General features: G+C 42.4%; 17 protein-coding genes. 8 read left to right on the top strand and 9 right to left on the bottom strand.

Going from position 1 to position 15,581, the window contains the following annotated elements; genetic code table 11:
• Nucleotides 1-66 precede the first annotated feature (66 nt).
• Nucleotides 67-747 (top strand): hypothetical protein, encoded by a 681-nt coding sequence (locus tag EZV76_RS09935; protein ID WP_136566394.1) that lies wholly within the window; start codon nt 67-69, stop codon nt 745-747.
• A gap of 5 nt (nt 748-752) precedes the next feature.
• Here the strand turns inward: EZV76_RS09935 and EZV76_RS09940 are convergent, their stop codons facing one another.
• A complete protein-coding gene (locus EZV76_RS09940) occupies nt 753-1,901 on the bottom strand; it encodes an MFS transporter (RefSeq protein WP_136566395.1) in 1,149 nt (382 codons plus the stop codon).
• A gap of 122 nt (nt 1,902-2,023) precedes the next feature.
• On the opposite strand from EZV76_RS09940, the gene EZV76_RS09945 reads away from it, so the two are divergent.
• Complete coding sequence (locus tag EZV76_RS09945; RefSeq protein ID WP_136566396.1) at nt 2,024-2,905, top strand: AraC family transcriptional regulator; 882 nt, start codon at nt 2,024-2,026, stop codon at nt 2,903-2,905.
• Here EZV76_RS09945 and kynU read toward each other — a convergent pair.
• Nucleotides 2,879-4,147: a kynureninase gene (kynU, locus tag EZV76_RS09950; protein ID WP_136566397.1), complete on the bottom strand. Its 1,269-nt coding sequence runs from the start codon at nt 4,145-4,147 to the stop codon at nt 2,879-2,881. The two genes, EZV76_RS09945 and kynU, sit on opposite strands and share 27 nt — an antisense overlap.
• 58 nt (nt 4,148-4,205) lie before the next feature.
• Nucleotides 4,206-4,670: a GNAT family N-acetyltransferase gene (locus EZV76_RS09955; protein ID WP_136566398.1), complete on the bottom strand. Its 465-nt coding sequence runs from the start codon at nt 4,668-4,670 to the stop codon at nt 4,206-4,208.
• A 64-nt stretch (nt 4,671-4,734) separates the two neighbouring features.
• Here EZV76_RS09955 and EZV76_RS09960 point away from each other — a divergent pair, with 64 nt between their 5' ends.
• Nucleotides 4,735-5,376, top strand: a complete 642-nt coding sequence (locus tag EZV76_RS09960) for an O-methyltransferase (protein WP_136566399.1) — start codon at nt 4,735-4,737, stop codon at nt 5,374-5,376.
• Here the strand turns inward: EZV76_RS09960 and EZV76_RS09965 are convergent.
• The 6 genes from EZV76_RS09965 to EZV76_RS09990 all read right to left on the bottom strand — a co-directional run bounded on the left by EZV76_RS09965 (nt 5,354) and on the right by EZV76_RS09990 (nt 10,779).
• The gene (locus tag EZV76_RS09965) at nt 5,354-5,914 is read right to left on the bottom strand and encodes a phosphatase PAP2 family protein (protein WP_136566400.1); all 561 of its coding nucleotides are present in this window, start codon (nt 5,912-5,914) and stop codon (nt 5,354-5,356) included. The genes EZV76_RS09960 and EZV76_RS09965 overlap by 23 nt on opposite strands.
• A gap of 3 nt (nt 5,915-5,917) precedes the next feature.
• Nucleotides 5,918-6,196 (bottom strand): Sec-independent protein translocase subunit TatA/TatB, encoded by a 279-nt coding sequence (locus EZV76_RS09970; RefSeq protein WP_136566401.1) that lies wholly within the window; start codon nt 6,194-6,196, stop codon nt 5,918-5,920.
• 79 nt (nt 6,197-6,275) lie between these two features.
• The gene (locus tag EZV76_RS09975; RefSeq protein ID WP_136566402.1) at nt 6,276-8,594 is read right to left on the bottom strand and encodes a M1 family metallopeptidase; all 2,319 of its coding nucleotides are present in this window, start codon (nt 8,592-8,594) and stop codon (nt 6,276-6,278) included.
• Nucleotides 8,595-8,654: 60 nt separating this feature from the next.
• Nucleotides 8,655-9,173, bottom strand: a complete 519-nt coding sequence (locus EZV76_RS09980; RefSeq protein WP_136566403.1) for a DUF6702 family protein — start codon at nt 9,171-9,173, stop codon at nt 8,655-8,657.
• Between the two features lie 74 nt (nt 9,174-9,247).
• Entirely contained in the window at nt 9,248-10,042 is a 795-nt protein-coding gene (locus EZV76_RS09985; protein ID WP_136566404.1) for a BamP family beta-assembly machinery protein, read from the bottom strand.
• A complete protein-coding gene (locus EZV76_RS09990; protein WP_136566405.1) occupies nt 10,039-10,779 on the bottom strand; it encodes a BamP family beta-assembly machinery protein in 741 nt (246 codons plus the stop codon). Before EZV76_RS09990 ends, EZV76_RS09985 begins: the two co-directional genes overlap by 4 nt.
• Before the next feature lie 212 nt (nt 10,780-10,991).
• Here EZV76_RS09990 and EZV76_RS09995 point away from each other — a divergent pair, with 212 nt between their 5' ends.
• The 5 genes from EZV76_RS09995 to EZV76_RS17435 all read left to right on the top strand — a co-directional run bounded on the left by EZV76_RS09995 (nt 10,992) and on the right by EZV76_RS17435 (nt 15,510).
• Nucleotides 10,992-12,437 (top strand): phage tail-like protein, encoded by a 1,446-nt coding sequence (locus EZV76_RS09995; protein ID WP_136566406.1) that lies wholly within the window; start codon nt 10,992-10,994, stop codon nt 12,435-12,437.
• Nucleotide 12,438: 1 nt separating this feature from the next.
• Complete coding sequence (locus EZV76_RS10000; RefSeq protein ID WP_136566407.1) at nt 12,439-13,614, top strand: T9SS type B sorting domain-containing protein; 1,176 nt, start codon at nt 12,439-12,441, stop codon at nt 13,612-13,614.
• Between the two features lie 74 nt (nt 13,615-13,688).
• The gene (locus tag EZV76_RS10005; RefSeq protein ID WP_136566408.1) at nt 13,689-14,423 is read left to right on the top strand and encodes a M15 family metallopeptidase; all 735 of its coding nucleotides are present in this window, start codon (nt 13,689-13,691) and stop codon (nt 14,421-14,423) included.
• Nucleotides 14,424-14,464: 41 nt separating this feature from the next.
• Nucleotides 14,465-15,229: a M48 family metalloprotease gene (locus tag EZV76_RS10010; RefSeq protein WP_136566409.1), complete on the top strand. Its 765-nt coding sequence runs from the start codon at nt 14,465-14,467 to the stop codon at nt 15,227-15,229.
• Nucleotides 15,230-15,342: 113 nt separating this feature from the next.
• Nucleotides 15,343-15,510 (top strand): DUF6747 family protein, encoded by a 168-nt coding sequence (locus EZV76_RS17435; RefSeq protein WP_313790958.1) that lies wholly within the window; start codon nt 15,343-15,345, stop codon nt 15,508-15,510.
• Nucleotides 15,511-15,581: the final 71 nt, after the last annotated feature.

Below are 15,581 nucleotides of genomic sequence, written 5' to 3' on the forward strand. Positions count from 1 at the left end.
GTTTTTTACCAAAAAAAGGAGCGCAAGATACATTAAAAACGTGGTATATTTGGTTAAAAATCAGACATGAAGACATTGACCTTACTTAGTTTATCCTTTTTAATGGTATTGGCAAGCTGCAAAAGCGAACCAAAGACATCACCTACTACTGAAGTTTCCTCTGAAAGGAGTATTCCAGAGTTGATTGCCGAAGCCCACGGATACCAAAATTGGAGCTCTGTGAAGCAAATAACTTTCATGTTCAATGTAGATAGGGACAGCACCCATTTTGAACGCAGTTGGGTGTGGAAACCCAAACAAAATGAGATTACGGCCATCTCTAGGACAGATACTTTATCCTATAACCGAAAATCCATGGACAGTATCGCCCAAAAAACCAATGGGGGGTTCATTAATGACAGATATTGGCTTTTGGCACCTTTTAATCTTATGTGGGATGCCAATAACTATACTTTTGAGCACACAGAAAGTGATAAAGCGCCGATTAGTGGGGAGTCCATGCAAAAACTGACCATTGTTTATGCCAATGAAGGAGGCTATACTCCAGGGGATGCCTATGATTTTTATTTTAAGGATGATTACATTATTCGTGAATGGACCTACCGCAAGGCCAATCAGGAAGAGCCTTCCCTTGTTACCACCTGGGAGGATTACGTAAAAATCAACGGTATGCAAATATCACAAAGCCATAAAAAAGCTGACGGCAGTTTTCATCTCTACTTTACGGAATTGAAGGTTGAGGACTAGAAAGTCTACTTCCGGTTTTGATAAAGAAAAAAAGTAATTCCCAATACCAAAACCGCACAGGCCAGTAAGAGATAAAAACTATGGGTAAGAGAGAATTCCTCTGCCATGAAACCTAAAATCACAGGGCCAATTAAAAACCCGGCGTATCCTGTTCCTGCTATAAAAGAAACCCCTTGCGCAGAATCCACGCCTCTTACATTGCCTCCAATTCGAAACAATTCGGGGACCATTACGGAGAATCCGAGTCCGTTGAATGCAAAACCAATTATGGCCAGCATCGTCTGTCCTGAAAGCACCATTGCGTACCCAGAAATGGCGATCAATGCTCCCATGCCCACAATTTTTACAGAACCTATCTTTGCACTGATACCGTCCCCTAAAAAGCGTCCCAGTGTCATGGTGATGGAAAATGCCAAAAATCCAGAACCAATAAGTACTTCTGGGGCCAAAGTGACCTCTTTAAGATAAAGGCCGCTCCAATCTATGATAGCACCCTCGCTACCCATAGAAACAAAACCTATAATACCCAGCAAAAGCAAAGGTTTGAACAGCTTTAGGCTGAAGGGCTCCTTCTCTACCGGCGCCGCTACAATATGCACGTATTTTTTATAGAAGGCTACATTTATAAGAAGAACCACAACCACGGTGACGCCCATATGTAGCAGCGGGTTTCCTATTATTGGAATGAGGAAACTACCCAAGCCTACCAAAATTCCACCTAAACTAAAAAAACCGTGGGCGGCGGACATAAAGTTTTGCTTATCCTCTTTTTCAATTTCGGTGACCAAGGTATTCATCGAAATATCGGTAAACCCAGTGCAAGATCCAAATAGAAAAAGACTGCCCATCAAAAGATGATAATTTGGAGCCAATAAAGGCAACATGGCCGCACAAGTTGTACAGAGCACCCCTATCCATGTGGCCTTTCCAACCCCTAATTTGTTGATGATCTTGGATGCCATTGGAAATATGGTAAAAACTCCAAGCGATAAGCAGAATAGGGCAATACCCAAATCGGCTTTATCTATTCCAAGCTTTTCTTTTACGGTTGGAATATAAATGGCCCATGTACCAAACCAAATATTAAGACTGGTAAAAACCCAGGCCGGAGCAAAGTATCTTGAGTTGGAAAAAATAAGAGCTAGTGATTTCATAGCAAACTGTGGATACAAAGTAACCAATCCCCAATCAATTTAACTTGCCCATAATATTCCAATAGCAAGATGATTTATTCCAATTTACATTCAAATATTTAAATTTGAGGTAATTTTACTTTATGAAGCCCATACTGGAGTCCATAAATGTAGCTAGGGATGCATCCTTAAAGATTGAAGCCTACTCAAACGACAGTTATTGTGAATCTGCTGGTTGGCACATTCACCCTGAATATGAAATGGTGTATGTAAAGAACGGCTCTGGCGTATTGCGCATTGGTTCCAAAAAAAGATACTACACCAATGGGGTTCTGGTCTTTTTGGGAGGAAATATTCCCCATGCCGATTTTGGGAACCGGGAACATTCAGACAATCTAGAAATTGTGATTCAGTTCAAGAAAGAGTTTCTGGATGAAAAGCTTAAGGTATTTCCCGAATTGGGAAGAATCAATTCTTTGATAAAAAAGTCAAAACAAGTTTTGATTTTTGATTCTGAGATACAGAAAAAACTTTGGCCCGATTTTAAAAAGTTCGGGGATTTGGATCATCAAAGTAAATTGATCAATCTTCTTTTCATATTGGATCAGCTGTCAAGGGAAACACCCCATGAGCTTCTATTTGAAACTTTTTCCTTGGATAATTTCAAAAAGGATGAAATAAAGCGACTGGAAGAAATTTTTGAGTATGTGAACAATCACTATTCCAGCACCATTTCTTTGAGTGAAATATCAACTCAATTGGGACTTACACCAAACTCATTTTGCCGGTTCTTCAAAAAAATGACCCAGCGTACCTTCATCGATTTTGTCAATGAATTTCGAATCAACAAAGCAGTGGAGCTTTTTAATGAAAGTAACACCCTGATTACTGAAGTTATGTATCAATCTGGCTTTAATGACCCTTCTTATTTTTCCCGGCAGTTTAAAAAATATCAGGGCACTACACCTTCCAATTATCTAAAGTCCAAATACGGCAATCTACTTTTGCAGGATGCCTCGCTTTAGAATCTGTCCAAAATTGTACATATCCTCAAAAGAGCAGTAAAATGGTGCCGGTGCCAGTCTAATGACGTTGGGTTCCCTCCAATCTGTGATTACCCCATTTTTCATCAAATAATCAAACAAAGGTCTACCCTCTCCATGAAGAAAAACAGAAAGCTGACAGCCTCTATCCTTTGGGGTGATAATTTCAAACGAACTTTCCACCTGCTTATCAATTTCATGAAGGATAAATTCCAAATAAGCCACTATTTTTTGTTGTTTTTCAATAAGGGTGGCCATACCCACTTCGTCAAACAGTTCCAAGGAAGCCAAATATGGGGCTAAGGACAAAATGGGTGGATTGCTCAACTGCCATGCATCCGCGGATGCAATCGGGTCAAACTCGGGTTCCATTAAAAAACGAGTCTCTTTTTTGGTGCCCCACCATCCCTCAAAACGGGGAATATCTTTCTGACCAAGGTATTTTTCGTGCACAAAAATACCCGAAGCGTTTCCTGGACCACTGTTCATATACTTGTAGCTACACCAAGCGGCAAAGTCGGCGCCCCATCCATGAAGTTGGAGTTTTACATTACCAACAGCATGTGCCAAGTCCCATCCTACAAAAGCTCCAACGGACTTTCCGGCCTCTGTTATGGCTTTCATGTCCAACACCTGTCCATTGTAATAATTTACGCCACCCATCAAAACCAGCGCAAGTTCCTCCCCTACTTCTTCAATGGTTTGAACAATATCTTGGGTTCTCCAAGAATGTTCCCCATCGCGCTTTTTCAACTCGACAATGGCCTCGTTGGGATTCAGACCATGAAATCTGACCTGACTTTGCAGCATATACTGATCGGAGGGAAATGCCTTTTCTTCACAAATGATCTTGAACCTTTTGGCTGTGGGTCGATAAAAGGACACCATCAACAAATGTAAATTTACGGTAAGGGTGTTCATGACCGAAACCTCTTCCGGTTTTGCCCCCACTACTTTGGAAAGACCTTCGGCCAATCGTTCGTGATAATCCCACCAGGGTTTATCTGCATAAAAATGTCCTTCAACAGCGAGTTCCCGCCAGTCTTTCATTACCTCATCCACAAATTTTTGTGAACGCTTGGGCTGCAGTCCCAAAGAATTGCCTGTAAAATAAATGACATCTTTTCCATTTACCTGCGGATAATGAAACTCTTCCCTATAGTGAGAGAGTACGTCCTCCGCATCCAATTGTTGGGCGAATTCCAAGGTGTTTTTAAAGGTCATATTATGCTTTTGATTTGTTTCAAAAATACAACTTGTATCAGGATTTCCTTTGGATGGGTCATTCCAAACGCATTTCAATAATATGTTTTTTAAAGCCCACTTTTTCATAGGCCTTTATAGCCGGCAGATTATCATTGTACACCGTAAGCCTGATTTCCTTAAACTCTCTTTCCATGGACCAAGCTTTCAAGGCCTCCACAATTTTTGCATTGATGCCCATTCCCCGGTACTCATCATCAGTATACATGAATCCCAAATAGGCATAATACTCATGGTCTAAATAATGTCTGGCCTTTTTGGAAATGGCATAGCCCGAAGCCACTACTTTCCCATCCACTTCTGCTACCACCACGGAGGCTTCCTGATCCAAAATCATTGCCTTAAGATCATAATAACTGATGGGATCCTCCCTGAGGGTAACATCAAAGGGGCGTTCCGCTTTTATGATTTCCTGTTCAAACTCCAAAAGCACGGGTAAATCTCCCAAACGGGCACTTCTGATCTGTATATTCTTTTCTGACATGTTTTCCTTTTGCTAAACTGGGATTTCAATGTAGTTCTTTCTCTATTTTTGTAAAAATAAAAACATGCATTTTCTTTCTTCCACACTCGAAAATTATCTAGTGGCCAATTCTGAAGATGAGCCTGCCCTTTTGGCTGAACTATCCCGTGAAACCCACTTGAAGGTGGTGCGCCCCCGTATGATCACGGGGCATTTTCAAGGGCGGGTATTGAGTTTGCTTTCGAAAATCATCGCCCCAAAAAATATTCTGGAAATTGGCACCTATACCGGCTATTCAGCACTCTGTTTGGCCGAAGGACTTCAAAATGATGGTCAACTACATACCATTGAAGTCAATGAGGAACTGTACGATATGCAACGTAGGTACTTTGAAAGAAGTGGTTATGCTACCCAGATCATACAACATACAGGTGATGCACTCACCATTATACCTGAGCTTGATTTTACTTTTGACTTGGTGTTCATTGATGCCCACAAAGTGGAATACGATGCCTACTTTGAAGCAGTCATCCAAAAAACCAAACCAGGCAGTGTCATCCTTTCAGACAATGTGCTGTGGTCGGGAAAAGTGGTGGAACCTCTTGACCCATCCGACAAAGCAACGGCTTCCCTACTTGCCTATAACGAAAAACTGAAGAACGACCCCAGGGTTGAGACCGTATTATTACCCATAAGGGATGGTCTTACCTTGTGTAGGGTGAAATAAATTTTTGGTACAGACTATAAAAAAGCACCCCTGACAACAAGCCCACCAAGGCACCCACAATAATATCTATAGGATAATGGACGCCTACATAAATACGGCTCATGGTAAAAAGTATGGGCCAAACAAAAAATAGATAGGCCCATCTTACCTTCTTTCTCAAAAAAAGAAACAATAATACTGTCAAGGAAAATGAGCTTGAAGCATGTCCTGAGAAAAAACTATAATCAGTAGGGCTTTTAAGGATCCGTATGAGCAAGTTGATCTCTTCAGTGTTGTTGGGTCGCAATCTGGCAACAGAAACCTTGGTCCAATGGGTAATAATTGTAATAAAAAGGGCCAATCCCAAAACAGTCAATAGTTTAAAAAAAGCCTCGCGTTTAGAGAATTTGAGGAACAGTAGAAAGATAAAGAGGATAAAGAGCGGAACCCAGGTCACGAAATTGGTTACAGTGGTCCAAAAACCATCATATTTTTCAATGCCTAGACCATTTAGAAAGACAAAGGTGTCCCGATCCCATTCCAGCAGTCGTTCCAACATGGATTACTTGGTTCCCCTTTTGATGGAACCCGTAACTTCATCCACATTTTTTTTGACTTCATTCAACTCGTTTCGGATATCCTTGGTGAAATCGGTATCAATGCCCTGCTTTTCGGCACTTTTCTGGATTTCACGCTTAATGTCGTCTGTAGCATCCCGCAGTTGACGCATTCCCTTGCCAAGTCCCTTGGCTATTCCGGGGATTTTATCGGCACCAAAGACCATCACCACTATAAATAGGATGAAAAAAATCTCGCCGCCGCTAATGAATAGAAAATACATGCAACAAATATAATCAGAAGTTGTTGGGAAAATAAAAAAAGCCTCGTGAAATCACGAGGCTCTTTTCAAGAGTTTTGTATTATTTTCCTTTGATGTTCTCTTTGAACTTATCAAAATCGGATTTTTCGTCCTTCATGGGCCACGCATTATTGGTGGTATCAATATCAGCAGTTTCCAATTTGGGATCCACAACAATGCCCACCAATTCTTTTTGTGAGGAGATGACCCTTTTCACTTCGGCATCGTTCTTTCTCCAAATTTCTGGTGGATAGGTGATATTTTCCTTGGTACCATCGGCATAGGTATACTCCACAATCAATGGCATGGGTATTCCTCCCGGCTTATCAAAAGTAACCTCATAAAAATATTTTGGCTCCTTGACCTTGGCCCTATCAGCCTCTGTCATGTTGTCCATCATAAATTCCTTAAGGTTCTGTGATGTTTCAGAAGGAGCCTTACCTTTCAGTTCTGGCATAAAATCTTCACTATTCTCTTCGGCCAAGTATACCAATGGTGGCAAATCTGCCTCAGTAAGGTTTCTGTCTGCCATGTACTTTTTCATTTGGGCCGTTGGCTCACTGCTCACATAGTATTTTTTAACTCCTTTCACACCAATATCAACATAATCGGTAGTGTAGAACCAACTTCTCCAGAACCAATCCAAATCCACTGCGGAAGCATCTTCCATGGTACGGAAGAAATCCTCCGGCGTTGGGTGTTTAAACATCCAGCGTTGTGCATAGGTCTTGAACGCATGATCAAAAAGCTCCCTACCCATAACAGTCTCCCTTAAGATATTAAGGGCAGTCGCGGGTTTACCATAGGCATTGGCTCCCAATTGGTACACGTTCTCTGGATTGGACATGATCGGAGCAATAAAGCTTTGGTCCCCGCCCATATAGGGTACAATATCTGCGGGAACACCTCTTCTTGATGGGTAGTTCTCGTTTGGAGCAATGACGCTTGGATTGTTCCTTCCAAATTCCTGCTCGGCCAAATATTGCATAAAGGTGTCCAAACCTTCGTCCATCCATCCCCATTGACGCTCATCGGAATTTACGATCATTGGGAAAAAGTTATGGCCTACCTCATGGATGATCACACTGATCATCCCAAATTTGGTCCTATCGGAATAGGTACCGTCCTCATTGGGGCGACCATAGTTCCAACAAATCATGGGGTATTCCATTCCTTGGTTCTTGGCATGGACTGAAATAGCTTTATGGTATGGATAATCAAAGGTATGCTTTGAATAGGTCTGTAGGGTCTGTACCACCGCCTTGGTGGACATATCTTCCCAAAGAGGATTTCCTTCTTTAGGATACATGGAAACAGCCATAACATCTTTTCCCCCTATTTTTACGGCCTGCATGTCCCAAATAAACTTTCGGGAAGTGGCAAAGGCATAATCCCTAACATTGGTAGCCTTGAATTTCCATGTCTTTTTATCGGTTGAGAATCCTTTTTCTGCGGCCTCGGCCTCTTCTTGGGTCACAATAATAACTGGCTTGTCATATGATTTTTTGGCTTCCTTGTAGCGCTTCATCATGTCTTTGGAGAACACCTCTTCGCGGTTTTGCAATTCACCTGTTGCATCCAAGACGTGATCGGCAGGAACGGTAATGCTTACATCATAATTCCCAAAGGGCAGTGCAAATTCCCCACTTCCCCAGAACTGATGGTTTTGCCATCCTTCCACATCGCTATAAACCGCCATTCTTGGAAAGAATTGGGCAATCACATAAGCACGGTTGCCGTCTTTTGCAAAATATTCAAAACCAGAACGGGCCCTGTTCACGGTATGGTCGGGAACGTTGTACCACCATTTGATGGAGAAAGAAATCTTCTCGCCACTTTTCAAAGGTTGCGGAATGTTCAACCGCATCATGGTTTGGTTTATGGTATAGGACAATGGTTTTCCGTTGGCATCTTTTACATGCTCAATGTTGAAACCACCATCAAATGGCTCATTGATATAGGTCTGGGTAAAATTATCTGCCGTATAGGCAATGTTCACTCCATTTCCGTCACGAAGTGGTGATTTTGAATCTTTGGCCCTGACATTCTGGTCCAACTGTACCCAAAGAAACTCCAAATCTTCCGGGGAGTTGTTGTGATAGGTAATGGTTTCATCACCATGAATACGTGCGTTTTTGTCATCCAGTTCCACACTGATCACGTAATCTGCTTGTTGTTGATAATAATCGGGTCCCGGTGCCCCTGACGCTGCTCTGTAGGTATTGGGAGTAGCAAACTCCTCGTACAACTGTTTAAATTTACTCTGGTTATAATGACCGGGCTGTCGCTCCTGCTTCACTTCCCCCTCTTCTTGGGCCGATAAGGTAACAGCACCAAAAAGAAACAAGAATGAAGCCACATAATACTTGACTCTGTTCATTTTCAATTTGATTTTAAAACGGTGAAAAATAGGATATTTTAACCAACTCTTAACAATACGTTATAAGTTTAACATTCCTTTATTATTTTCCTTGATGAGCACAAAACTTCTTTTTTGTCCTTTCCATTTTAGGTGGACCACATTTTGTTGTTCTTCAAAAAGATCGGTAAGAATCTCGTTTTGTACGGAAAGTGTTTTTAATCCTTCGAAATTGGTATTGGTAATCTCCAAATAACAGATGACCACATCATTGTCATAGCTTTTTCCTAAAAAATTGTACGCTACAGGCTCGCCGTTGAGCTCCACCACAAATTTGGTCCGGAAGTATTTTTCTATATACTCATTGGCAACTTTTGCTTCATTGGGTGTTGCCAATTTAGCCTTGATACCGTAGCGTTCATTTAGCAACCTGTCCAGGTCATCTATAAAGATGCGACTGGTTATCTGAAGGGCGTCATCTTTTTCAGAATACACCACATTGGTTACACTAATGTAAAATTTGTGCGCCGCGGTAAAAGACAAAAAAAGTACCATTACCAAAGGCAACATTATTCTTTTTGTTATGCTGGTATTCATCATGTGTGGTATTAGACTCAAGATTTAGGCGTGTGTTACAGTATGCTCAATTTTTATGCCATAGGGACGCAAAGATATCAATCCAGATTATTGTTCTTTCGGTATATACGGCTCTTTTGGATCATAAAGTCCCAGATTTTGAGTTTATCCTGTGAATCTACAGTCTGTTGAAAGACCTCATCAACTTCACAGAAATACATAAAATCATCTATTTTTTCCTGAGGTATTTTTAAGGTGGCCACAAAGAGCGAATCCACATAAAAATCTTGGACCTTTTGGGTCTTTGCATAGGTCGCATCTACCTTCACCCGGTTCTTCAGCATTTTGGTACGTCCTGTAATGGCATTGATGATAGGGTCCAATGGCGGACTTAGAATCATTCCTACATTAAATTTCCCGGCTGTTGCCTGTTGTAACATTCGCTCGCTCTGGCTGGGTATCTTACGTTTTGCATTGGGCAACCCCAAGGCTTCGGCACTCACGTCCTTTTCCAAAGTGAGTTTTCCCAAATCTTGGTTAAGGTCTCCAGAAAGATCGTACGGCCGCACCACCACTTCCCGTAATTCATTTACAAACTCCTCCATGGGTACCATGACAAAACTGGTATTGTAGAGCACTTCGGTAATGGGTAGTACCTTTCTTTGATACTGTACAGCTGAAAACACCAAAGTATCATTTCGCCTAACTGTAACAGAGAAATTACCATCAATATCTGTAATCACGGCCTGCTCCGTACTGATGTTCTGCACCACCACCCCAGTAACATCACCATCTGGACTGGTAACCCTACCCAATAACGCTTTGGAAGTTCCATCTTGGGCATAGGCCGAGAGAACAAAAAGACATCCGAATACGAAAAGAATATTTCTCATTCTTCATTCAAGGTGGCCAAATAGGCCTTGCTCTGGGTAACCAAAAAATCTATGAGCTGAAACTCATTTTCCTTTCGCAATAGGGTCTGCGAAGGAATTTTATCGTCGCAATAAAACAGAAACGCATCTATCTTATCTTGCGGCAATCGTAGATCGGCCACAAAAAATTCATCCTCATAAACATGTCTTAGCACCTCACTGACCTTAAGGGGCGCCCTTTGCTGTCCTTCCGTCTGTTGGGTCTTGAAAAGAGCCTTAAAAATATTGACAAAGTTGAGTCCATCCCTCATACCCCGGACGCTTTGGGATTCTGCAATGTTTTGAACCTCGGTACTACGATCTATTTCGTAATTATATTCCTTAAAGTCATCGTTTTTTACCTCAAGGAACTTCTCTTGATTTTCAGGGGTCACGACCACCTCATCCAATTCCCTGATTTTTTCGTTCACCTCAACCACCAATCGGTTATTCCGTAAAATTTCCTCTGTGATCACCACCACTTCCAACTGATAGTTGATTGCCGTAAAGACCACTTGGTCCCCTTCCTTTACAGAAATGGCAAATTCGCCATCTTCATTGGTGATGGTAGCCATTCCTGTGTTGGAATTGATAACGTTCTCATTGGGCACATTGCTGTTTCTGTAGAGTACCTTTCCACGCAAAATTTGGCGGTTATCCTGCGCCATGGATAGCCCAGAAATGAGCAATGAAAACAGGATGACTAGTGCATTTCTCATAAAAAAAATTTAACTCAAGTTAAAGAAAACCTTTGAAGCCGATATAAAAAAATAAACGCATTCTAAACTTTTGTTAATTCTACCACAGGTTTTGGCACAAAAACGGTATCCGTTCACCCTTGAACTACGTATTTTGACGGGAAATGTACCAATAATCCGATCATAGGCTTAGTTTTGTGGTTTACGTTTGGAAATCCTCAAATACAAACACTGTGAAGACGCATATCATCTACTGGGCCATTGGCCTACTTATGATCAACACCCTTAGTGGACAGGTTAAAATTGGCGACAACCCACAAAGTATACACCCTGCCTCAATACTAGAATTGGAAAGCAATACAGGTGCCCTTGTGATCAGCAGGGTAACCACTGCCGAAATGAACAATATTATTCCTTTGGATGGGGCCATGGTCTATAACATTGAAGAAGATTGCCTACATTATTACAACGGAACAGAATGGGTTAATTTGTGTGAAGACAATAGGATTACCTTTAGCACACTGGCCCTATTCAATCCTACGTCAAGGGACAGTACCGTAGTCATCACATCCGAGGATACCCCAGATGGCATCAACTACAATTTTGAGGTAAACAAAATCACCAGTGAAAATATTGCCAACAATACCGTGTTAAGGGAGGACCTTTCATTTGGAATCATTGGCCAACAACAACTACAGGATGGTGCAGTGACCAATCCCAAGTTGGACAAGGCCAACATTCCCTTAAGTGGATTTGGCATTCCTACTGCAGATGTAAGCATGGGCAATGCTGCACGAATCACCAATTTGGTAAATCCGACAGCTCCGCAGGATGCTGCTACCATGAGCTATGTAGATGCACGTGCGGATGACGACATTACAGGGGTAATCTTTACGCCCGCCACCAATCAACTTACCGTAAACGAAGGGACAACAACTTTTTCTGCCGACCTTTCCGCTTTGGAGGAAAGTGCAGATATAGCCACCAATACCGCCAACATAACTGCCAACACAACCGCAATTAATGATCATATTGCAGATGATCTTGATTTGGACATTACTAACGAAATCCAGAACATAGAGGAAGTGCTTGCTGATGGAAACAATGCCAACGGAGCAGTAATCACCGGACTTGGAACACCCACGGTGGCCACTGACGCAGCGACCAAGGCTTATGTGGACACGGAGATCACGAACAACGCGGCCGACGGGACCGAAACATCGGTAAACGGCGCGGGAATCAATGTTGTGACCGGGGACGGTTCAACCGGAAACCCATATGTCGTCACCGGAACCGAAGCCCAAGACCTCGCTGACGTCATCGCAATCGACCCAAGTGCAGGGAACAGCAGGATCACAAACGTACTCGACCCAACAGACCCGCAGGATGCAGCAACGATGAGTTATGTAGATACTTTTGCCGAAGAAATCGCACTTTCAGCTCAAGTCCCAACTGGAACTGGGGTAGCTGGTGCATACACTATAAATAATGCAGCTATTGCTGCAAATTCCATTATACAATTAACTGTAGAACAAAACACCGTAGGAAATCCAGTAATGATTCAACTTACCAATCAAGTTGCCGGGTCTTTTTCAGTACAGATATATGAGTTTATTGCTCCTGGGTTTGTGCCTACAGCTGCAAATGCAAATTGGCAATACATAGTTGTAAATCCATAGCATGAAACCCATCCACTACATACCCCTATTCCTTATGGCCTGCTTCGCCCAAGCACAGACTGCCTTGTACAACAGTGGCAACCTACGTGTACATGCCAGAGGGGGCGATATGGGTTTGGGACTACATACCAATATCATCAACGATGGTACCCTTGATCATAATCAAGGTCTTGTAGGCTTTTATGGCAATGGTGTGATACAGGTTATGGGAAGTATTCCCCTTCGGCTTTGGGACACCGAGTTTATGGTCGCCAATAATGCCCTTTTGCAGAACACTGTACTAGTAGAGAACAATGTCAATTTTTTGGAGGGGAACGTTCAGACCCAAAAAAGTGATCAGACCATCTTTCTCAACTTTACGGACAATGGCTTTTTTACAGGGGAGAGCAACGCTTCCAAGGTAACCGGCTTTGCCGCAGCGAGCAATAGAAGCCTTTTTTCGTTTCCGGTAGGTGACCAAAACCAATTGCGTCCCTTGATTTTGGAATCGGAAACCAATACTCCTTTTGCCATTTGTGCCTACTTTTTTGAAAACCCTTCCAATCCATTCTCTATTTCGCAAAGCTTTAATGTCAATGAAAAGGTCAGGGATATAGGAACGGTTTCGAATCAGGAGTTTTGGTTCATTCAAAGTGATGTGCCTGCCAGGGTAACCATCAGCTGGAACCCGAGAAGCGGTCTTGGACTTATTCCGAATGCCACTCTAGAATCTATAATCGTGGTAGGATGGAGTAAAGCATCCAACCAGTGGGTACCCATAGGAAATTCAGCCATCAGTGGCGATGTTGCCAACGGCTTTGTGGTATCCGAGACCTTTGTACCCAATGAATATGAAGTCATAACTTTTGGCACCATCCCCTTGCCTACAGACACTTTTGCTGTGGATTACCCTACTTTAGGCAATTATTTTCTTAGTCCAAATGCAGATGGGGTGAATGATGTATTGGTGATAGACGGAATGGAGGAATCTCCCAACAACAGCTTGCTCATCTTTAACCGTTTTGGCCAAAAAGTGTATGAAAAAATCAACTATGTTGATGAGTTTTACGGCATGTCCAACACCGGAAGTCTGATCATGAGCCAAGATATTGGTCTTCCCGAGGGCGTTTATTACTATCTGGTTACCTTGGATGACCTTCAGTTGGAGTATACCGGTTTTCTATTTTTAGACCGTTGATTTTTCCCATTTCTGGTACAAGACCATTTCGCAGGACTCAAAATACTTCTTAAATTGGCACGAAAATCGTTTCCATGAAAAGAAGGACCTTCGTTAAAACAGCATCTGTTTCAAGTTTGGCCTGTGCATTACCTCCTGTTTTCCCCAACCTTTCCCTTTCCGATTACTCCATTGAGGAATTGATGGGCAAGGCCAATATAGAACTCTATGGCGAAGGCATCAACCTGAGAAAAGAAGCTTGTGATTCCTTTCTGGAAATGAAAAAAGCCGCTTTTACAGATGGTTTCGACATAAAAATGGTTTCCAGTTTTAGGGATTTTTATCGGCAAGAAGGCATTTGGGAACGCAAATACCTGCGTTTTACTGAGGACGATGGAATGGATTCCCTTGATGCCATTGATAAAATCATTGAATACTCCACCATACCGGGTACCAGCAGGCACCACTGGGGAACCGATATAGACATCATCGATGGCTATCCCAAAGTCACCGGCGACGTGCTTGTCCCCGAAAAATTTGAAAGTGGAGGTCCTTTTGAAGGTTTTAAATTGTGGATGGATGAAAATTCGGAGAAATTTGGGTTCTATCTGGTCTACACCAACGAACCCAAGAGAAGAGGTTTTAAATATGAACCTTGGCATTACAGCTATGCCCCACTATCCATCCCTATGCTCACCGCATACCGAAAGCTGAATATCTTAAAAATGCTCCAGAAAGAGGAATTTTTGGGCAGCGAACACTTCACTACCGGATTTGTAAGAAGCTATATCCAAGACAATATTTTGGACATCAATCCCAAATTATTGTAGTTCTTTTTTTTGTATCTTAATTCCCCTAGAACACTAACACCATGAGAAGAGGAAGTTGGAGGGTCCGTATCTTGATTGGACTGGCCATTGTGGCTTTTGCCTTTGTCCGTCGCTGTAGCAATCAAGAAGAAAACCCATATACCGGAAGGGTCCAGAACATAGATATGACTGCCGAACAAGAAATTGCCATTGGCCTTCAAAGTGCTCCTGAAATGGCCCAGCAGCATGGTGGTCTTTATCCTGATGAACGAATGCAAAGCCTAGTTGATGCCGTAGGCAACAAATTGGTAAAAAGTAGCATTGCACGGGAAACCCCATATCAATATAATTTTCATTTATTGGCCGATGACCGGACCATTAATGCATTTGCCTTGCCCGGAGGACAGATTTTTATCACCTATGCGCTGTTTTCCCAGCTTAACGAAGCACAATTGGCAGGAGTTTTGGGACATGAGATTGGCCACGTTATCGGGAGACATTCCGCTGAACGTATTGCCGAGAGCAGTTTTTGGCAAACCTTGGCAACAGGAGCTTCCGTGGGTGGTGACATGGGAAGTTTGGTTAGTGGCATTGGTCAGAACACCTTGCTCAAAAATGGACGCGGCGATGAACTGGAAAGTGATGAACTGGGTGTGTTGTTTATGATTCAATCCGGTTATGACCCCTACGAGATGATCAAGGTAATGGAAATCCTGAAAGCCGCTGCCGGTCCCAACCGTGTGCCCGAATTTCAAAGTACGCATCCAGACCCTGAGAACCGCATCGACAAAATAAAAGAGGCCATTCAAAAATATTCAGGTCGATAGATTCTGTACGTTCATCGAGAATAAAATGGCATTCATCAGATTTGTGTACCTTTGGGTTAACCCAAATCAAACCAACGTTCTTTTCTTATTTGTGCCCATAAAAGAGAGAACACATGGGAACACTATTACATTTTAAACACCTCTATCAAGAGGCTTTCGACGAGTGCAAACCAAGCTTTGTGGTACTTTTTCTAAAGGGGTACTCCATTTTTTGTGGTATAATGCTGTTTATGGCTTTGTACGCATTTTTGTACAGGGCATTTACTGGCTTTGATTTCTAGGCCAGAGATATACTCTTTTACAGGAACACACATATAGGTAAATGAGCCAAAAAGGCCCATCCGATTGGATG

The sequence above is a fragment of the Flagellimonas alvinocaridis genome (assembly GCF_004916895.1).
GTDB lineage: Bacteria > Bacteroidota > Bacteroidia > Flavobacteriales > Flavobacteriaceae > Flagellimonas > Flagellimonas alvinocaridis.